The sequence below is a fragment of the Aliiroseovarius zhejiangensis genome (assembly GCF_014656375.1).
Lineage (GTDB): Bacteria > Pseudomonadota > Alphaproteobacteria > Rhodobacterales > Rhodobacteraceae > Aliiroseovarius > Aliiroseovarius zhejiangensis.
The window spans coordinates 342447-361091 of the sequence record NZ_BNCH01000003.1; the positions used below are offsets into that span (position 1 = coordinate 342447).

Genomic DNA, 18645 nt, shown 5'->3' on the forward strand with positions numbered 1-18645 from the left:
ACCGATGGCCCCAATTCTTGAAATCCAGAACCTCTATAAGAATTATGGTCCGGTCGAGATCCTGAAGGATATCAACATCGCGATCGAGCCCGGCGATTTCCTCGTGCTGGTCGGCCCGTCGGGATGCGGCAAATCCACGCTTTTGAATTGCATTGCGGGGCTTGAGCCGATTTCGGGTGGCAGGCTGATGATTGGTGGTGCTGACATGACCGATGTCAGTCCCAAGGACCGCGACATCGCGATGGTGTTCCAATCCTATGCGCTTTATCCCACGATGAGCGTCGCGAAGAACATCACCTTCGGAATGAAGGTGCGGGGCGTCGATCAGGAAACCCAGACCCGCAAGTTGCAGGAGGTGGCGAGCCAGTTGCAGATTGAACAGCTTCTGAATCGCCGTCCGGGGCAGTTGTCCGGCGGGCAGCGGCAGCGGGTCGCGATGGGGCGTGCTTTGGTGCGTGATCCCAAGCTGTTCCTGTTCGACGAACCCCTGTCGAACCTTGACGCCAAGCTGCGGGTCGAAATGCGGTCCGAGATCAAGAAACTGCACCAGACCCTTGGCGCGACGATGGTTTACGTGACCCATGACCAGATCGAGGCGATGACGCTGGCCACAAAGATCGTGGTCCTGAAAGGCGGGGTAATTCAGCAGATCGGATCGCCGTCCGAGATCTATAACCGGCCTGCCAATCTGTTTGTCGCCGATTTCATGGGGTCGCCTGCGATGAACCTGATCCCGGCCAAGGCGCGGGCCGATGGCGCAGGCGCGCGGATCGAGATTGCCCGCAGCAGCGGCACGCCGCTCGTGCTGATCGACGAACATGCCCCCGCCTTGCCCGAGGATGTGATCCTTGGCCTGCGCCCCGAAGACATCGCCGAGGCTGGATTTCGCGCCGGTGCCGATGTGCAGGATGCCAGCTGCCTGATCGACATGGTCGAACCCGCCGGGGCAGATACTTATGTGGTGTCCGAACTTGGCGGCAAGCCGGTCACGGCGCGGCTGCATTCGGAAACCGTCGCCACACCCGGCGAGATGCTGAACCTGTCGATCGACATGAGCAAAGTGTCCTATTTCGCGCCGGACAGCGGGCAGCGTCTGAACTGAGTGCGCGCTTTATGGGCAAGAAGACGAAGGCCCGCGATACGCGGCGATCAGACCGCTTAGCGCCAGATTGACATGGTTCAGGTGCCGAACGGCGACGCCCTGTGCCTCCAATGCTGTGGCATAGGCTGCGGACATCGGGGCGTCTGCCGGGATCGCGACGTTCTGGCCAAGCCAATAGGGCTTGGCCGCCGCCAGTTCTGCGCCGATCAACACGGCCAGCAAGCGTCCGCGCGCAACGTCTGCGCTGCGCGCGTTCAGTTCGCTGTCGGCATAGACGGAAAAGATTTTCGCGGCCAGATCAGCCGGACGCACCAAGGTTTCGGAAAGCGTCTGCTCAAACACCGCGCGATCCCAGCCTTCAGCATTCACGGCGGATCGCAACATCGTGTCGCGCGACAGAAGGTCGAACAGCTCGCCCGTCATGAAGGTGCGAAAGCTTACAATCTCGCCGGCGCTGATATGCACCCATTTTATTTGTGGGCCGGGCAGGCACAGTATTCCATCAAAATTCGGGTCATAAGTCAGCAGCCCTGCGACCTGCATCTCCTCGCCCCGCATCAGGTCAGGCGGAGCCGCCTGCTTTACCCCCGGCAAGAGAGACAGTTCAAACCTCCTCATCTGATATGGTGTTGCCTGCGCGATTGTCGGCGGCGCGCAGGGGGTTGATAAATACGCATCGGCGGCGGGCGAAACAGCAGGATGCCTCATCCCACATACGACAATCGGGACGCTGCTATCAGGCAAAACATCAGATAGCAGGTCGCGCAGCCTCGTCTCGAACCTGTCCCCGGACATGCTCGTTTCGGATTGTCTGTGCTGCAGCACCCTATCGTCTGCCCCCATCAACCAGACCTGCAGGCCGGATTGACGGGATTCCATGGCAATCCAGTCAGGTTTTTCTGTGGTCATCGGTGCCTCGCGCAGTTTTTTGCTGAGATCGTGATAGCCACCTGATTTGTCCGGGTCCAGTCGGGGGAGTGGCTTTCGCAAAGGGGAAGGGGACTATCGCTGCGCCGCCGGAAGGGCTGGCGCGCCTGCCTGTTCCTGCGCATAGTGTGGGCAATCGAATTGGGAAGGATCGAGATGTGAGCCCTGATCGCTTCAGGCAGGAGGTCCAAACCTCCGTCCGAGTGCCGGGTGACGGAAAATCGGCCTTGGGCTCGGCCACGGCGCGGGCGCTGGAAGCGGTCGTCGACCTGTTGCGCCGGGGCAAAAGCCTGTCGGTGACCCAGGCCGGTGTCGGGGCGGCCGAGCAGACCGGCGCGGGCCAACGGCTGTTGGTGCAAAGCGCAGGGTCGACCGGCGCGCCGAAGATCATTCGCCGCAGTCCGGCCTCGTGGCGGGCCAGTTTCGAAGTGACGCGCGACCGGTTCGGTGTCGGGCCCAAGGCGCCCTATGCCGTTCTGGGGGCGATAACCCATTCCCTGACGCTTTATGCCGTGCTGGAGGCCTTTGATATCGGCTGTGACCTTTCGGTCCTGACCGGATTGTCCCCAAGATCTCAGGCCCGCGCGCTGCGCGAAAACGGTGTGCAGGTGCTCTATGCGACGCCAACCCAGCTTCGCCTGTTGGCTGCGGCGTCCGAAGAACCCATTGAAAGCCTGCGCTGGGTTTTCTGTGGTGGGGGGATGCTGGATGTGTCGACACGCACGCAGATCTGCGAGATGTTTCCCCGGGCGACGGTGCGCGAGTTTTTCGGCGCGTCCGAGACGAGCTTCGTGGCGATCAGCGATGCGCAAACGCCACCTGGAGCGGTCGGGCGTGCCTATCCCGGGGTGGAGCTTTGCATTCGCGATGGGCAGGGGCGGCATACAAGCGGAACCGGTGAAATCTGGGTGAAAAGCCCGTACCTGTTTGACGGGTATGCCATGGGCAACAGTCCCGACACGCGCTGGCAGGGCGATTATCTGAGCATTGGCGAAATGGGGCAGCTGGATCAAGGCGGAAACCTGACCGTGCTGGGGCGCAAGAGCCGGATGGTGACGGTGGCAGATCAGAACGTGTTTCCCGAAGTGGTCGAGGCACAGATGCGCGCAGTGCCGGGTGTCGGGCCATGCGCGGCTATTCCGGTGCCGGATCCAACACGCGGGCAGGTGATTGTCGGGGTCGTGGAAGGGGCGCAAGACGATGCCCTTGCCCGCCGCCTGCAAGCCCACTGCCGCAATGTTCTGGGCGCGCATGCCTGCCCCCGACGCATCGTTTTTGTCGACCGCCTGCCCATGCTCAGTGCCGGGAAGGCCGATCTGGTGGCGCTGGCCCGTGATCTGGGGCAACGCGTATGACCGGTGCCCTGATCATCGCGGCACGGCGCAGCGCGGTTGCCCCGAAGGGGGGCGGTCTGGCCCATTGCGACATCCACGATCTGGCCGCCCCTGTCATTCAGGCGGTGCTGGCGGATGCGGGTCTGGATGATGGGGAGGTGGACGAGGTGATACTGTCCAACGCGCTGGGCGCCGGTGGCAACCCGGCACGTCGCGCGGCGCTGGCAGCTGGCCTGCCGGAGCGTGTCGCTGGTCTGTCCGTGGACCGTCAGTGTTGCGGCGGGCTGGATGCGGTGCTTCTGGCGCGGGCGATGGTGATGTCCGGGCAGCACGACGTCGTGATCGCGGGCGGGGCGGAAAGCTATTCCCGCCGTCCTCTCAGATCACGCACCTTTGCCGATGGACGCCCGGCCGAACCCTATGAGCAGGCCCCTTTCACCCCATGGCCGACCCGCGACCCCGACATGGCCGAGGCGGCGGACGCGCTGGGCCGGCAACTGGGGATTTCGCGGCGCGATCAGGATGACTGGGCCATCTCAAGCCACGCCGGGGCCAGACGTTGGCAAACCCACCCTCAAGACGAGATCGTGGCGCTTCAGGGCCTCACCCGTGATGCGTTCACCCGCGATTTGACCCCGCGCCTGTGCGTACGTGCGCCGGTCGTGACGGGCAGCATCACAGCGGCCAACATGGCGGTGGCGGCGGATGGGGCGGCGTTCTGCCTTGTGGTGTCAGGGCAGGTGGCGCGGCGTCTGGCCCGCCAGTCCACGCGCCCGGCGATCAGGATCGTGTCAGGGGTCACGCTGGGCGGCGATCCGACCTTGCCCGGTCTGGCCCCTGTCACCGCCATCAAAAAATCGCTTCGGGATGCCGCGCTGGCACCGTCCGACCTAACCTGCGCCGAGATCATGGAGGCCTTTGCCGTGCAAGCCATTGCCTGCCAGAAAGGCGCGGGTTTGGCGCGTGACATCGTCAATTCCGATGGCGGCGGGCTGGCGCGCGGTCATCCGGTCGGAGCGTCGGGTGCGATCTTGGCCGTGCGCCTGTATCACCGGCTTGCGAGGCAGGGCGGGGCGGGCGTGGCCGCCATTGCCGCAGCGGGTGGGCTGGGCACGGCCCTTGTGCTGCGGATGGATCAGGCAGGTTCGTCGAACCCACGAAAGCTCGCGTAGTCCTGAAGCTCTGCGCGCGCGGTGCGGAACTGGTTTTCCGGGGCGGATGCGTCGGCCACCCCGACGGCGATCCCGCACACCACCATTTCTTCCTCGGGCAGGTTCAGGTGATCGTGGACACATGGGCCATAATTGGCAAGCGCCCCGATCCCTGTCGCGCCAAAGCCCTGATCTTCGGCGGACAGCAGGAATGCCATCAGCGACATGCCAAGATCCATGAAGCACCCCTTGCCCATGTCGCGCCGGATGGTCACGACGACACCGACCGGCGCCCCGAAAAACGCATAGTTTCGGGCAAACTGGGCGCGCCGCGCATCGATGTCGCGACGCCCGATACCCAGCGCCGTGTAAAGCGCATAGCCCGCCGCCCGCTGCCGGGCCTTCAACATCTCGGGCATGGGGGACGGGAAATAGGAATATTCGGCCGCATGCGGGATCCCGGCCCGAACCGCGTCTTGCAAGGCGTCGATCAAGCCGCGCAGCGCGGATCCGGTCAGCACGTGAAACTGACCCGGTTGCAGGTTGGCCCCGCTGGGCGCACACCGGGCGGCGCGGCACATGCGCTGGACGGCATCCCGCGGCACAGGGGTCTGGTTAAAGGCGCGGACGGACCTGCGCGAGCGCAAAAGATCTTCTAGTGAGCCGGTCATGAACCACCGCAGATTGTTCTTCGTCCTTGGTACGGGATCGCATCTGCCACGTCCACAGTGCGGGGGCTGTCCGGTCCGGACCGTGCGGCGCCTTCACCGACCCATGCGACAGATCCGAAGGAGGAGATTCTCGGTCCTTCGCATCGCCTTCGGCGGGAAAGCTGCCGATACGGCAACCTGCGCAATATTGTTAGCGAAAACTCGGCATGAGCTTTTCAGATCATGCAATGCGGCCTTCACAGGCAACTGTCGGCAGTTCTATGGAAAATTCACCATTTAAGTAAAAAATTTACAGCCATCATGTGGCTCTGTTAAACAAATTTACAAAAAAGTTGTTGTTTGCCGCAGGTTTGTCCCATTATTTTCAACACCAACGGAAATCCGTCTGTTAAGGCGCTGACGTTTCGTGGACCGCGCGATGAGCGCGATCCGGAGGATTAAATGGGAGGACCCTGCATGTCGTCGGAAAACACGGCCGATAAAACTTATGCCCCGTCAGCTGAGTTTGTCGCGAACGCTCATATTGATTCTGCGAAATACAAGGAAATGTATGCCGCTTCGGTGAACGACCCGGAAGCGTTCTGGTCCGAACAGATGACCCGGCTGACGTGGTCCAAGACCCCGACAAAGATCAAGAACACGACGTTCAAACACCCCGACGTGTCGATCAAGTGGTTCGAAGACGGCGAGTTGAACGTGTCCGAGAACTGCATCGACCGTCACCTTGAAACCCGTGGCGATCAGGTGGCGATCATCTGGGAATCCGACGATCCCTCGCTGGACAAGAAGATCACCTATCGTGAGCTGCACGAGAATGTATCGAAGCTGGCGAATGTGATGAAGGGCATGGGCGTGGGGAAAGGCGACCGTGTTGTTCTTTATCTTCCGATGATCCCCGAAGCCGCCTATGCCATGCTGGCCTGTGCGCGGATCGGTGCGATCCATTCGATCGTGTTCGCAGGTTTCTCGCCCGAGGCTCTGGCGGCCCGTGTCGAAGGCTGCGAGGCGTCGCTGGTGATCACGGCGGACGAAGCGCCGCGGGGCGGACGCAACACGCCCCTGAAAACCAACGTGGACGCGGCGCTGGATCATGGCGATCTGGGCAACACGCCGGTTCTGGTGGTCGAACGCACGGGCGGCGATGTGCCGATGAAGGACGGGCGCGATCATTCTTATGCTGCGCTGATGGCCGAGGCATCTGCCGATTGCCCGGCAGAGCAGATGAACGCCGAAGATCCGCTGTTCATCCTCTACACCTCCGGCTCTACCGGTCAGCCCAAAGGCGTGCAGCACTGCACCGGCGGCTATCTGCTGTATGCGGCGATGACCCATGAGCTGGTGTTCGATTATCACGATGGCGACGTGTATTGGTGCACGGCGGATGTGGGTTGGGTCACCGGCCACAGCTATATCGTCTATGGCCCGTTGGCCAATGGCGCGACCACGTTGATGTTCGAAGGGGTGCCGACCTATCCGGATGCGGGCCGTTTCTGGGCCGTGTGTGAAAAGCACAAGGTCAACCAGTTCTACACCGCGCCGACCGCGATCCGCGCCCTGATGGCGCGTGGCGAGGAGTTCGTGACCAAGTACGATCTGAGCGACCTGAAGGTGCTGGGCACCGTGGGCGAGCCGATCAACCCCGAGGCCTGGAACTGGTATAACGACATTGTTGGCAAAGGGCGTTGCCCCATCGTTGACACGTGGTGGCAAACGGAAACCGGTGGTCACCTGCTGACCCCGCTGCCCGGTGCCACGCCGACCAAGCCCGGCTCGGCCACCACGCCATTCTTCGGCGTGCAACCCGTCATTCTGGAACCCACCACGGGCGAGGAAATCACGACGACCGAGGCCGAAGGCGTCTTGTGCATGAAAGACAGCTGGCCCGGCCAGATGCGCACCATTTTCGGCGATCATGACCGCTTCGTGTCGACCTATTTCTCGGATTACAAAGGCTATTATTTCACCGGGGATGGCTGCCGCCGCGATGCGGATGGCTATTACTGGATTACCGGCCGCGTTGATGACGTGATCAATGTCTCGGGTCACCGCATGGGCACCGCCGAGGTCGAAAGCGCCCTTGTCGCCCACGCCAAAGTGTCCGAGGCCGCCGTCGTCGGCTTCCCGCACGACATCAAGGGGCAGGGCATCTATTGCTATGTCACGCTGATGGACGGTGAAGAATATACCGACGACCTGAAAACCGAGCTGCGCAACTGGGTCCGGCAGGAAATCGGTCCCATCGCCAGCCCGGATTACATCCAGTGGGCGCCCGGTCTTCCCAAAACCCGGTCGGGCAAGATCATGCGCCGCATCCTGCGCAAGATCGCCGAAGATGATTTCGGCGCGCTGGGCGATACCTCGACCCTGGCCGATCCGTCCGTGGTGGACGACCTGATCGACAACCGCATGACCAAGGACAAAGCCTGATGGATGCGGCGACGAAAACAGCGGCACCCGTGCTGATCCTTCTTGGCCCACCGGGGGCCGGGAAGGGCACGCAGGCCCGGATGCTGGAGGAAACCTTCGGCCTTGTGCAGCTGTCCACGGGCGATCTTCTGCGCGCTGCCGTGGCGGCGGGCACCGATGCGGGCAAAGCCGCGAAAGCCGTGATGGAGGCAGGCGACCTGGTCTCGGACGAGATCGTGATCGCCATTCTGCGCGACCGTCTGGCGGATGCGGACTGTGCCAAAGGGGTGATCCTTGACGGCTTCCCGCGCACGACCGTGCAGGCGGAGGCGCTGGATGCGCTGCTGGCCGAGAACGGTCAGAAAATCAACGCCGCCATCAGCCTTGAGGTTGACGACGCCGCCATGGTGACCCGGATTTCGGGCCGTTACACCTGTGGCGCTTGTGGCGAAGGGTATCACGACGAATTCAAGCAGCCCGCCAAGGATGGCGTCTGCGACAAATGCGGCGGCACGGAGATGAAACGCCGGGCCGACGACAATGCCGAAACCGTGGGAAGCCGTCTTGTGGCCTATCACGAACAAACGGCACCGCTCATTGCCTATTACAAGGGCAAGGGCAGCCTGAAAACGGTCGACGCGATGCTGGGCATCGACGAGATCGCGGGCAATCTGAATGCGATCGTGAAGGAGGCGATTGCATAAGAAAGGGACAGGCCGGGTCGCACAAGCCCCCGGCCAGTGGAACGTTAGGGAGGTGGCTTCATGGCCGAAAACTCATCCAACTCCGCATATTGGTCCGCCAATGTGCGCATCATCTTGATCAGCCTCGTCATCTGGGCGCTGGTCTCATTCGGGTTCGGCATCCTGCTGCGCCCAATGCTGTCCGGGATCGCCGTTGGCGGGACCGATCTGGGCTTCTGGTTTGCTCAGCAGGGGTCGATCATCGTCTTCCTCATTCTGATCTTCAACTACGCCTGGCGCATGAACAAGCTCGACCGTGAACACGGCGTGGACGAAGAGTAAGGGAGAGACATATGGATCAGTTTACGATCAACCTGCTGTTTGTCGGCGCGAGCTTCGCGCTGTACATCGGCATCGCAATCTGGGCCCGCGCGGGCTCGACATCAGAATTCTACGCCGCCGGGCGTGGCGTTCACCCCGTCACCAACGGGATGGCAACGGCGGCGGACTGGATGTCGGCGGCCTCGTTCATCTCGATGGCGGGTCTGATTGCCTTCACCGGCTATGACAACTCGACCTATCTGATGGGTTGGACCGGCGGCTATGTGCTGCTGGCTCTGCTGCTTGCGCCCTATCTGCGCAAATTTGGCAAATACACTGTGTCCGAGTTCATCGGCGATCGCTTCTACAGCCAGACCGCGCGGATCGTGGCTGTTGTCTGTCTGATCGTGGCCTCGGTCACATACGTGATCGGCCAGATGACCGGCGTGGGCGTGGCTTTCGGCCGCTTCCTTGAAGTGGACAACACCACCGGCCTTCTGATCGGTGCGGCGGTTGTGTTCGCATACGCCGTGTTCGGCGGCATGAAGGGTGTGACCTATACGCAGGTGGCCCAGTATGTCGTGTTGATCATGGCCTATACGATTCCGGCCATCTTCATCTCGCTGCAACTGACCGGCAACCCGATCCCGGCGCTGGGTCTGTTTGGCGATCATGCCGCATCGGGCGAGCCGCTTCTGGCCAAGCTGGATGCCATCGTGAAGGAACTGGGCTTCAACGAGTACACCGCCCATCATGGTGACACGTTCAACATGCTGCTGTTCACTCTGTCGCTGATGATCGGCACCGCCGGTCTGCCGCACGTGATCATGCGCTTCTTCACCGTGCCCAAAGTGTCTGACGCCCGTTGGTCCGCTGGCTGGGCGCTGGTGTTCATTGCCCTTCTGTACCTGACGGCCCCGGCTGTTGGTGCGATGGCGCGCCTGAACATCTCGGAAATGATGTGGCCCAATGGCGGCATCGAAGGTGGTGCCGTGACGCTTGAGCAGATCGAAAATGACGAGCGTTATGACTGGATGGACACGTGGCAGAAGACCGGCCTGCTGGGCTGGGAAGACAAGAACGGCGACGGTGCGATCCAGTACTACAACGACGGCAATGCCGAGCTTCAGGCGATGGCCGCGGAAAAAGGCTGGGCTGGCAATGAGCTGACCAACTTCAACCGCGACATCCTGGTTCTGGCCAACCCCGAGATTGCCAACCTTCCCGGTTGGGTGATCGGTCTGGTCGCAGCCGGTGGTCTTGCCGCCGCTCTGTCGACCGCTGCCGGTCTGCTTCTGGCAATCTCGTCGGCTGTGTCGCATGACCTGATCAAGGGTGCCATCAACCCGCAAATCTCGGAAAAAGGCGAGCTGTTGTCGGCACGTATCGCGATGGCGGTTGCCATTGTGGTTGCCACCTATCTGGGCCTCAATCCTCCGGGCTTTGCGGCGCAAACCGTGGCGCTGGCCTTTGGTCTGGCTGCGGCGTCGATCTTCCCGGCACTGATGATGGGCATCTTCTCGACCAAGGTGAACAACAGCGGTGCGGTTGCAGGTATGCTGGCCGGTCTGGTTGTGACGCTGGTCTATATCTTCCTGCACAAGGGCTGGTTCTTCATCCCGGACACCAACAGCTTCTCGGATGCTGATCCGCTGCTGGGGACGATCAAGTCGACATCGTTCGGTGCGGTCGGTGCGGCGGTTAACTTCGCGGTGGCCTATGTCGTGTCAGGTATGACCAAACCGACGCCGGTCCATATCCAGGAGCTGGTTGAATCGGTTCGCGTTCCGCGCGGCGCCGGTGCGGCTCAGGATCACTAAAAGGCTTGGGCGGGCGTCCCTGCGGCGCCCCGCCCCCTTCCAATCCTGTCCCGTCCGGTGCACACCGGGCGGGATATTTCTTTTCAGCAAAGGCGCAGTTGAATGCCGTTGACCCAGGACCAGATCCTTCGCTTCTTGCAATCCGTGCATCCCTATGACGCATTGCCTCAGGACAGTCTGAGCGACCTTGCCCGGCAGATCGAGGCACGCGCCGTCACTGCGGGTGACATCATTTATGATCTTGGCGACCAATTGCCCGGTATCTTTATCATCCATGCCGGCGAGGTTGAGATCACGGATGAAAACGGTGTGACCGTCAGCCACCTGGGAATGCGCAACTCGTTCGGTGAACGCGGCTTGCTGCGGGATGGACGCGCTGTGACCAAGGCGCAGGCGGTCGCCGATGCAACCCTATTGATCCTGCCATCAAAGACTTTTCATACGCTGGTCCAAGGCCATGACGCCGTTCGGCGCTTCTTTGACCGCACGCGCGCCGACAAGCAAAACAAGCAAACCCAGCAAAGCCTTGCCACCACGCAGGTCGACACATTCATGGCGCGTGACCCGATCACCTGCGCGTCAGACGCCACGGTGCGCGAGGCCGCGATCCTGATGCGGGATCATCGCGTCTCGTCGCTTTGCATGACGGAAGGCGAGAAACTAACCGGCATTCTGACCACGCGCGACATGTCTGGAAAGGTGGTCGCCGCCGCGCTGCCCAGCGACACGCCTGTGTCAGACGTAATGACGCCAAACCCGATCACGCTGGCGCCGTCGGCTATTGGATCCGACGTGCTGCATGTGATGATGGAGAAACGCATCGGCCATCTGCCGATCGTCGAAGGTGACACGCTGGTCGGGATCGTGAGCCAGACGGATCTGACGCGCTTTCAGGCGGTCAGCTCGGCCGAACTGGTGCGCGAACTGGCGCAGGCTGCGGATGCCGAAGAAATGCGAGCCGTCACAAAACGGATCCCGCAACTGCTGCTGCAACTCGTGGCGGGCGGCAGTCCCCATCAGGTTGTCACAAGGCTGATCACCGATATCGCCGACACCGCCACCCGGCGTCTGGTGACGCTGGCCGAAGAGAAACTGGGCCCGGCCCCGGTGCCGTATCTTTGGCTGGCCTGTGGCAGTCAGGGGCGGCAGGAACAGACCGGTGTCTCGGATCAGGACAATTGCCTGATCCTGTCCGACGACGTGACAGACGCCGATCGCGAAGGCTACTTTGCCGATCTTGCCAAATTCGTCTGCGATGGGCTGGACACCTGCGGCTATGTCTATTGCCCCGGCGACATGATGGCGATGAACCCGCGCTGGTGTCAGCCGCTGTCTGTTTGGCGCGGGTATTTCAAAAACTGGATCGCAAAACCGGTGCCCGAGGCGCAGATGCTGGCCTCGGTCATGTTTGACCTGCGTCCGATCGCGGGTGATGCGCGGCTGTTTGGTAACCTGCAAACCGAAACGCTGGCGATGGCGGCCAAGAACTCGATCTTCGTGGCGCATATGGTGTCCAACGGCCTGAAACACACCCCGCCACTGGGCCTGTTGCGGGGCTTTGCCACCATCCGGTCGGGCGAGCACAAGAACCGGCTGGACATGAAGCACAACGGCGTCGTTCCCATCGTTGATCTTGGGCGCGTTTATGCATTGCAAGGCCAGTTGCCCGAGGCGAACACGCGCGCACGCCTGGTCGCTGCGATCCACGCGGGCGTGCTGTCCCAATCGGGCGGGCAGGATCTGCTGGACGCCTATGACCTGATCGCCGAAACCCGGCTGGAACATCAGGCCGAGCAGGTGAAAGCCGGGCAGGCTCCGGACAACTTTCTGGCCCCCGCTGAACTGTCGGAATTTGATCGGAGCCATCTGCGCGATGCCTTCGTCGTCGTGAAATCAATGCAAAGTGCCATCGGGCACGGTCGCGGCATGCTCGGCTGACGGGTGATGTGCGCAAGGGAAGGAAACTGAATGTTCTATGAAATCGTTGCCACGCTCGTGTCAGCCTTTGTCGGCGCCGGTCTTGTCCTGGCCCTGAACAAGCTGACGGGGGGGCGTCTGCCCAAATGGGCGATGCCGGTCGGGGCCGGGCTTGCGATGATCGTGACCACGGTCGCCAATGAATATGCGTGGTACGAGCGCACCCGCGATCTATTGCCCGAAGGCATGACCGTGGTGATGGAGGTCGAGAACAACTCGCTTTATCGTCCCTGGACCTATGTGGTGCCGTTTGTGGAACGCTTTGCCGCGCTGGATGAACAGTCGCTGCGCACCCATCAGGCACAGCCAGCCCTGCGCATGGTGGATCTCGTGTTCATGGGGCGTTGGTCGGCACCGGAAAAAATGGTGGTGCTGGGCAATTGCGACACCCACCAACGGGCGCCCCTGATCGACGCGGTGTCGTTCGATGCCTCTGGCGAGGTGTCGGGCGTCGACTGGGTGTCGGTGCCCACGGATGATCCGATTCTGGCGGCCATATGCAAACTTGAGGTGACATCATGAAAATCCTGACCACCCTGTCCTTGCGCCTGCGAATTTTCCTGTTTTTCGCGCTTCTGGCTGTCTGCGGGGTGGGGGTGGTGCTGGCGGGGCTGGCCATCGGATATATCCGGGCGCAGGCCTCGGGCCCGGCGTCGGGATTTGTCTTTGCAGGCGTCTTGTCCGGGTTTGGCCTGTTGGCGCTGACGGCGGGGATCTGGTTTTTGTTTGACGAAAACGTCGCCCGCCCGATCGAACGACTGGCCACGGGGTTGCGGTCGCGCGCTCATGCCGGGGTGGGCGGGGTCGACAAACATGCGGCGCGCTATCTGGGCGACCTGGCCCCGGCGGCGGAAGCCGTGTCCGAGCAGCTGATGAAAACCACCATGGATCAGGCCAGCATTGTCGCCTCGGAAACCGCGCGGCTGTCTGCGGACAAGGCGCGGCTCACGGCGCTTTTGTCCGAAATTCCGGTGGCGATGATCCTGGTGAACCCGGCGCATCAGATCGTGCTTTATGACAAACAGGCGGCAGGCGTGCTGTCACAGGTCTGCCCGCCCCGGCTGAATGCCTCGATCTTTGATTATTTTCAGAAAGGGCCGTTTCTGGCGGCGCACAAGAAGATGATCTCGACCGGGCTCGAGCAGAGTTTCACCGACCTGGCCGCAGCCAACGGGTTGGAATTTGACGCGCGCCTGAAACCTCTTGGCCCCGGCGAAGGGTATCTGGTCATTATTGATGATGCCCATACCAACATCGCCCCCGATCAAAGCCGCCCGGTGGTGTTCGACTTTGATCTGATGGAGGGTCAGGCCACCGACAACCTGATGGACATGCATCTGAACGATCTGACCTATGTGGTGTTCGATACGGAAACCACAGGGCTTCTGCCGCACAAGGACGAGGTGGTCCAGATCGGTGCCGTGCGGGTGGTCAAGGGCAAGATCGTGCCGGGCGAAACCATCAATCAACTGGTCGATCCGGGGATAAACATCCCGGCGGCGTCGACCAAGGTGCATGGTGTGACAAACGCCATGGTGGCCGGACAACCGGGGATCGCCGTGGCGGGCAAGCACCTGCACGATTTTGCGCGCGGATCGGTTCTGGTCGCGCATAACGCGCCATTCGACATGGCGTTCCTGCGGCGTCACGCAAAGGATTGCGGGGTGGATTGGACCCATCCGATCCTGGACACGGTGCTCTTGTCTGCCGTGTTGTTCGGCACGACCGAGGTGCACACGCTGGATGCGTTGTGCGAGCGTCTGGGCGTGACAATTCCTGACGATCTGCGTCACACCGCACTGGGCGATGCCCATGCCACCGCCGAGGTTCTGTGCAAGATGCTGGCCTTGCTGCATTCGCGCGGGATCGAGACATTGGCAGGCGCGATTGCCGAAGCGAAGAAGCACAAGCGGTTGTTGAATGACCTGAATTAATGCGCCGTTTGGATCAGCGACTTTCGTCCGCATTCATCTTTCGCTCCAACCAACGCACGCCGGCCGAGATGATCAGGACCAGCACCAGATATTCCAGGATCAGAAGCGTATAGATCTCCAGCGGGCGATATTCGGTCACCACCAGCTCGTTCGCGCGACGGGTCAGCTCCGCCATTCCGATCACCGATGCAAAGGCCGACATTTTCACGATATAGATGAACTGGTTGGCCAGCGGCGGCAGTATGCGCCGCACCGCTTGTGGCAAGATCACATAACGCATCGCCTGCGCGCGGGTCAGCCCGATGGTTTGCGCGGCTTCGGCTTGTCCACGCGGAACGGCCTGAATGCCCGACCGGAAGATCTCGGCCGTAAACGCGCTGTCGGAAACGGCCAGCGTGATCACCGCGCCCCAGAACGGGTCAATGTTAACATCAAGCCCGATGGACCGCAGCACAACCGGTAAGCCATAGAACACCCAGAACAGCATCGGCAGCAGGGGGATGGCGCGGATGAACTCGACATAGATGCGGTTGGGCAGGCGCAGCCATCGACTGCGTGCAAAGGCGGGCAGGGCGACCAGCAGGCCGATGATGATCGACGCCACCGCCGCCAGAACCGAGATCTGGATGGTCGCTGAAAACCCGCGCAGCAGGAATGTTATGTTGGTCCAGCCCGCCGGGGTGGACGGGTCGATCACATACCAGCCCCAGGTGCCGGGCGGGGCCGAGCAGGCCGTAAGGGCAAAAAGCGACAGAAGCGCGAGGGGCAGGCGGATTTTGGTCATCGTCACCCCTTAATGCTTCAGGATCTTGTCAAGGAACTGCGCAAACCGCGCCGATTTCGGGGCCGAGAAGGCGATCTCGGGCGGGTCAACCTCGACCATTTCGCCTGCATCCATGAAGGCGATACGGTCGGCCACCCGGCGCGCGAACCCCATTTCGTGGGTCACGCAGATCATCGTCATACCGTCGCGGGCCAGATCTTCCATCACGTCCAGCACCTCGGCGATCATCTCGGGGTCCAGTGCGGATGTCGGCTCGTCGAACAGCATCAGCTTGGGGTCCATGCACAGGGACCGGGCAATCGCCACCCGCTGTTGCTGGCCGCCAGACAGTTGACCGGGCCGTTTGCCCGCCTGTTCGGGGATGCGGACGCGTTCCAGATAGGCCATGGCGCGGTCGCGCGCCTCTTGTCGGGGCATCCCCAGCGCGCGCATCGGCCCAAGGATCAGATTGTCCAGAACGCTCAGATGCGGGAACAGGTTGAACTGTTGAAACACCATGCCCACATCGCCGCGCCCCTGGGCATCCACCGGCTGGCCATAAAGTTTGATGGTGCCCTCCTGATGGGTTTCCAGACCGGCCAGCAGCCGCACGACCGTGGACTTGCCGGATCCTGACGGGCCGCAAATCACCAGCTTTTCGCCATGGTCAACCGTCAGCGTGATGTCGCGCAGCACCTGGAAATCGTCATACCACTTGCTGACTTGCGCCATGGTGACCGCGTGCTTGCCCTGGTTGATGTTCGCCACTTGTTGTTCTGCCCGCGATCTGTTCAACTGATCGTGAGGCACCCATCCATGCGCTGCCTCGATCCGTAATGTGTTTGTTAAGGTATATGAACACGCAACGAATTTGATAACCACCAAAAGGACACCGCGCGATGAACTTTCTGCGAACACTTGGGGCCGGGCTGCTGGCGATGGCGATGCTGACGGGCGGGGCGCAGGCCCAATCCGCCCTGAACGACATTCTTTCCGGCGGCGCCCTGAAGGTGGGCACGACCGGCGACTGGAACCCGATGACGATGAAGGACCCGGCCACGGACAGCTATCGTGGCTATGACATCGACATCATGACCGAGCTGGCCAAGGATCTTGAGGTCGAGCTGGAATTCGTGCCGACCGACTGGAAAACTCTGGTGAACGGGATCGTGGCGGGCAAGTACCACATGACCGGTTCGGCCTCGATCTCGCCGTCGCGAATGAAGGTGGCGGGGTATTCCGAGCCTTACATCTCGGTGCAGATCCTGCCCTTCACCACATCGGACAAGGTGGCGAATTACGACGGGTGGGACGCGATCAACACGCCCGAAGTGAAGGTGGCGACCACGCTTGGCACCTCGTTCGAAGGGATGGTGCGCAGTTGGTTCCCGGATGCCGACATCAAGGTGGTTGAGGCACCTGCGCGTGGCTATCAAGAAGTTCTGGCCGGTCGCGCCGATGTGTTTATCACGTCGAACATCGAAGGGGCGACCCTGACCGAGAAGTTTCCGAATGTGACCGCCGTACCGGTCGAGGCCCCCCGCGCGCCGACCCCGATTGCGATGCTGTTGCCGCAGGGCGATCAGGTCTGGATCAACTATGTGAACAGCTGGGTGAAGCTGAAGAAAGAACAGGGGTTCTTTTCCGAGACAGCCGCGAAATGGGGGCTGTGACCCAAGCCGCATAACGGGACAAGGCCGGGCAAAATGTCCGGCCTTTTTTGTTGTTGTTACGACAGCTTTGCCGTCTGATACAGCTTCACCTTGGTGCCGCCGTGATCGACCGGCGGGCCGGGGCGCAGGAAGGGCAGGCCGGTCGCTTTTGCCAGCCCCCCATCGCTGGTGATGATCGCGACGCGCCATCCTGAGAACCGTTCCAGCAGCACCTTGCCCAAAGTGCCATAAAGCGCAAACAGCAGTTTCTTGTTGCCGATCCGCCCACCATAGGGCGGGTTCACGATGACAAGGCCTGGCGCGGTGTCGGGACGCTGAAGTTCGCTGATCGACCCTTCGGTGAATTGGGTCAGCGGTGTGATCCCGGCGGCGTCGGCATTCTGGCGGCTGTTGGCAATCGCCCCGGCATTGCGATCTGATCCAAAATACTTGGGCGGCCCAGCGGGGGCCGCGACGGCTGACGCTGCTTTCAGTTTCGCAAAGGCATCGGCGTCAAAACTGGCCAGATGCTCGAACGCGAAAGGTCGGGCGCGCCCGGGCAGCAGCCCCACGGACATTTCGGCCGCTTCGATCACGAAGGTGCCCGACCCGCACATCGGATCCAAGACCGGCTCCTGCCCATCGTAACCGGCCGCTTTCAGGAACAACGCCGCCAGGGTTTCGCGCATCGGAGCCTTACCAGTCGCGGTCTTGTACCCGCGCTTGTGCAGGCTCTCGCCGGACGTATCCAGACTGATGGTGACCAGATTGTCATCAATCCGCACCTTCAGAACCAAGGCTGCATCTTTCGAGATCGCCGCCCCCAGTTCTTCGGTAATGGCTTTCTCAACCCGTTGCGCGGCGGCCTTGTGGTGATAGATCTTCGACCGTTTGCACACCGCTTCGACTCGCACAGGCATATCTGCGCGCAGCACATCGCGCCAAGGAAACTTGCGCGCGCGTTTGTCCAGTTGCGCCAGGTGAAACGCCCGGAAACTGCCTAGCCGCACCAGCACCCGCGTGGCGCCGCGCAAGGTCAGGTTGGCGCGCCAGACCTCGGCCCAATCGCCATGGATGGTCACGCCGCCGGGGCTGGCGGTGGGCGTGGCAAAACCTGCGGAGCGCGCCTCGTCCGCCAGCACGGGTTCCAGACCCGGCGGGGCGACAAGAAAGATTTCATATGTATTGGTGTCAGTCATGGTGTCCCATAGCCCAAGGGCGCGGGCAGGGCGAGGGGGATTGTCAGACGTTCAACTCTTTCGACGGGATGATCGGGAAGAACACACCGCTTGACCAAAGCCCGAACCAGCTTTCGCCCTCGTGTTCTTCGTGTGCCCCCAAGTCGACAAGACGATAGTAACTTTTGCGGTCGATCAGCGCCTCAAGATTTCTGCGCACCAGCACATAGGGTGACGGCTCGCCAGTGTCCGGGGCACGTTCGACCCGGATGGGCGCGTCGGGCCCGGCCACGGTTTCATCACCCACATTGGTGGTGAAGGTCAGCACCTGATCGCGGCCCTTGCCGGTGGCCTCGAAGTCGATGGCGACGAACGGGGCATCATCAACCGTGATCCCGACCTTCTCGACGGGCGTGACAAGGAAATAATCGTCGCCATCCTTGCGAATGATCGAGGAAAACAGCTTTACCAATTCATGCCGCCCGATGGGAGTGCCAAGGTAGAACCATGTCCCATCGCGCGCGATCCGCATGTCCAGATCGCCGCAAAATTCAGGGTTCCACAAATGCACCGGAGGCAGGCCCTTCTTGCCCGCTTTCCGGGCGGCGTCGGCCAGCGTCTCGGTCATGTTCTTGCCGGTTGCAGCTTTTTCCGGCGATTTTCCGTCACTTGCCGTTTTTGTCATTTGTTCCCCCGACGTGTTTGGCCTTTAATGAAATGTAATAG

At 61.6% G+C, this 18645-nt stretch carries 17 protein-coding genes; 11 read left to right on the plus strand and 6 right to left on the minus strand.

Annotated features, from left to right (window positions below; all coding sequences use genetic code 11):
- Positions 1-4: 4 nt before the first annotated feature.
- A complete protein-coding gene (locus tag IE188_RS09565) occupies positions 5-1102 on the plus strand; it encodes an ABC transporter ATP-binding protein (protein ID WP_191286260.1) in 1098 nt (365 codons plus the stop codon).
- 9 nt (positions 1103-1111) lie between these two features.
- Here the strand turns inward: IE188_RS09565 and IE188_RS09570 are convergent, their stop codons facing one another.
- Positions 1112-2011 (minus strand): 2-dehydro-3-deoxygalactonokinase, encoded by a 900-nt coding sequence (locus tag IE188_RS09570; RefSeq protein WP_191286261.1) that lies wholly within the window; start codon positions 2009-2011, stop codon positions 1112-1114.
- A gap of 176 nt (positions 2012-2187) precedes the next feature.
- Here IE188_RS09570 and IE188_RS09575 point away from each other — a divergent pair, with 176 nt between their 5' ends.
- Both IE188_RS09575 and IE188_RS09580 read left to right on the plus strand, forming a co-directional pair.
- Positions 2188-3384: an AMP-binding protein gene (locus tag IE188_RS09575; protein ID WP_191286262.1), complete on the plus strand. Its 1197-nt coding sequence runs from the start codon at positions 2188-2190 to the stop codon at positions 3382-3384.
- Positions 3381-4535: a thiolase family protein gene (locus tag IE188_RS09580; RefSeq protein ID WP_191286263.1), complete on the plus strand. Its 1155-nt coding sequence runs from the start codon at positions 3381-3383 to the stop codon at positions 4533-4535. The genes IE188_RS09575 and IE188_RS09580 overlap by 4 nt, the downstream gene beginning before the upstream one ends.
- Here IE188_RS09580 and IE188_RS09585 read toward each other — a convergent pair.
- The gene (locus tag IE188_RS09585) at positions 4499-5185 is read right to left on the minus strand and encodes a nitroreductase (RefSeq protein ID WP_191286264.1); all 687 of its coding nucleotides are present in this window, start codon (positions 5183-5185) and stop codon (positions 4499-4501) included. The two genes, IE188_RS09580 and IE188_RS09585, sit on opposite strands and share 37 nt — an antisense overlap.
- Before the next feature lie 456 nt (positions 5186-5641).
- On the opposite strand from IE188_RS09585, the gene acs reads away from it, so the two are divergent.
- The 7 genes from acs to IE188_RS09620 all read left to right on the plus strand — a co-directional run bounded on the left by acs (position 5642) and on the right by IE188_RS09620 (position 14326).
- Positions 5642-7612 carry an acetate--CoA ligase gene (gene acs / locus IE188_RS09590; protein ID WP_191286265.1) on the plus strand — a complete coding sequence of 657 codons (1971 nt, stop codon included), beginning with the start codon at positions 5642-5644 and terminating at the stop codon, positions 7610-7612.
- On the plus strand, positions 7612-8295 hold the full coding sequence (locus IE188_RS09595; RefSeq protein ID WP_191286266.1) for an adenylate kinase: 684 nt from the start codon (positions 7612-7614) through the stop codon (positions 8293-8295). Before acs ends, IE188_RS09595 begins: the two co-directional genes overlap by 1 nt.
- 60 nt (positions 8296-8355) lie before the next feature.
- The gene (locus IE188_RS09600) at positions 8356-8616 is read left to right on the plus strand and encodes a DUF4212 domain-containing protein (RefSeq protein ID WP_091428788.1); all 261 of its coding nucleotides are present in this window, start codon (positions 8356-8358) and stop codon (positions 8614-8616) included.
- Between the two features lie 11 nt (positions 8617-8627).
- Entirely contained in the window at positions 8628-10415 is a 1788-nt protein-coding gene (locus tag IE188_RS09605; RefSeq protein WP_191286267.1) for a sodium:solute symporter family protein, read from the plus strand.
- Between the two features lie 102 nt (positions 10416-10517).
- Positions 10518-12353: a DUF294 nucleotidyltransferase-like domain-containing protein gene (locus IE188_RS09610; protein WP_191286268.1), complete on the plus strand. Its 1836-nt coding sequence runs from the start codon at positions 10518-10520 to the stop codon at positions 12351-12353.
- A 30-nt stretch (positions 12354-12383) separates the two neighbouring features.
- Positions 12384-12914 carry a hypothetical protein gene (locus IE188_RS09615; RefSeq protein WP_191286269.1) on the plus strand — a complete coding sequence of 177 codons (531 nt, stop codon included), beginning with the start codon at positions 12384-12386 and terminating at the stop codon, positions 12912-12914.
- Positions 12911-14326 carry a 3'-5' exonuclease gene (locus IE188_RS09620; RefSeq protein ID WP_308442446.1) on the plus strand — a complete coding sequence of 472 codons (1416 nt, stop codon included), beginning with the start codon at positions 12911-12913 and terminating at the stop codon, positions 14324-14326. The genes IE188_RS09615 and IE188_RS09620 overlap by 4 nt, the downstream gene beginning before the upstream one ends.
- A 13-nt stretch (positions 14327-14339) precedes the next feature.
- Here the strand turns inward: IE188_RS09620 and IE188_RS09625 are convergent, their stop codons facing one another.
- A complete protein-coding gene (locus IE188_RS09625; RefSeq protein ID WP_191286270.1) occupies positions 14340-15110 on the minus strand; it encodes an amino acid ABC transporter permease in 771 nt (256 codons plus the stop codon).
- A gap of 9 nt (positions 15111-15119) precedes the next feature.
- Complete coding sequence (locus IE188_RS09630) at positions 15120-15821, minus strand: amino acid ABC transporter ATP-binding protein (RefSeq protein WP_191286345.1); 702 nt, start codon at positions 15819-15821, stop codon at positions 15120-15122.
- Positions 15822-15988: 167 nt separating this feature from the next.
- Here IE188_RS09630 and IE188_RS09635 point away from each other — a divergent pair, with 167 nt between their 5' ends.
- The gene (locus IE188_RS09635) at positions 15989-16762 is read left to right on the plus strand and encodes a transporter substrate-binding domain-containing protein (RefSeq protein WP_191286271.1); all 774 of its coding nucleotides are present in this window, start codon (positions 15989-15991) and stop codon (positions 16760-16762) included.
- Between the two features lie 56 nt (positions 16763-16818).
- Here IE188_RS09635 and IE188_RS09640 read toward each other — a convergent pair whose 3' ends face one another.
- Positions 16819-17940: a THUMP domain-containing class I SAM-dependent RNA methyltransferase gene (locus IE188_RS09640; RefSeq protein WP_191286272.1), complete on the minus strand. Its 1122-nt coding sequence runs from the start codon at positions 17938-17940 to the stop codon at positions 16819-16821.
- A gap of 43 nt (positions 17941-17983) precedes the next feature.
- Positions 17984-18547: a DUF1285 domain-containing protein gene (locus IE188_RS09645; protein WP_191286346.1), complete on the minus strand. Its 564-nt coding sequence runs from the start codon at positions 18545-18547 to the stop codon at positions 17984-17986.
- Between the last annotated feature and the right edge of the window lie 98 nt (positions 18548-18645).

What these genes read in the sequence shown, in the direction of transcription:
- IE188_RS09565 (WP_191286260.1), top strand. Translation starts at nt 5, where the DNA reads ATGGCCCCAATTCTTGAAATCCAGAACCTCTATAAGAATTATGGTCCG.
- IE188_RS09570 (WP_191286261.1), bottom strand. Translation starts at nt 2,011, where the DNA reads ATGACCACAGAAAAACCTGACTGGATTGCCATGGAATCCCGTCAATCC.
- IE188_RS09580 (WP_191286263.1), top strand. Translation starts at nt 3,381, where the DNA reads ATGACCGGTGCCCTGATCATCGCGGCACGGCGCAGCGCGGTTGCCCCG.
- IE188_RS09585 (WP_191286264.1), bottom strand. Translation starts at nt 5,185, where the DNA reads ATGACCGGCTCACTAGAAGATCTTTTGCGCTCGCGCAGGTCCGTCCGC.
- acs (WP_191286265.1), top strand. Translation starts at nt 5,642, where the DNA reads ATGTCGTCGGAAAACACGGCCGATAAAACTTATGCCCCGTCAGCTGAG.
- IE188_RS09595 (WP_191286266.1), top strand. Translation starts at nt 7,612, where the DNA reads ATGGATGCGGCGACGAAAACAGCGGCACCCGTGCTGATCCTTCTTGGC.
- IE188_RS09600 (WP_091428788.1), top strand. Translation starts at nt 8,356, where the DNA reads ATGGCCGAAAACTCATCCAACTCCGCATATTGGTCCGCCAATGTGCGC.
- IE188_RS09605 (WP_191286267.1), top strand. Translation starts at nt 8,628, where the DNA reads ATGGATCAGTTTACGATCAACCTGCTGTTTGTCGGCGCGAGCTTCGCG.
- IE188_RS09610 (WP_191286268.1), top strand. Translation starts at nt 10,518, where the DNA reads ATGCCGTTGACCCAGGACCAGATCCTTCGCTTCTTGCAATCCGTGCAT.
- IE188_RS09615 (WP_191286269.1), top strand. Translation starts at nt 12,384, where the DNA reads ATGTTCTATGAAATCGTTGCCACGCTCGTGTCAGCCTTTGTCGGCGCC.
- IE188_RS09620 (WP_308442446.1), top strand. Translation starts at nt 12,911, where the DNA reads ATGAAAATCCTGACCACCCTGTCCTTGCGCCTGCGAATTTTCCTGTTT.
- IE188_RS09625 (WP_191286270.1), bottom strand. Translation starts at nt 15,110, where the DNA reads ATGACCAAAATCCGCCTGCCCCTCGCGCTTCTGTCGCTTTTTGCCCTT.
- IE188_RS09630 (WP_191286345.1), bottom strand. Translation starts at nt 15,821, where the DNA reads ATGGCGCAAGTCAGCAAGTGGTATGACGATTTCCAGGTGCTGCGCGAC.
- IE188_RS09635 (WP_191286271.1), top strand. Translation starts at nt 15,989, where the DNA reads ATGAACTTTCTGCGAACACTTGGGGCCGGGCTGCTGGCGATGGCGATG.
- IE188_RS09640 (WP_191286272.1), bottom strand. Translation starts at nt 17,940, where the DNA reads ATGACTGACACCAATACATATGAAATCTTTCTTGTCGCCCCGCCGGGT.
- IE188_RS09645 (WP_191286346.1), bottom strand. Translation starts at nt 18,547, where the DNA reads ATGACCGAGACGCTGGCCGACGCCGCCCGGAAAGCGGGCAAGAAGGGC.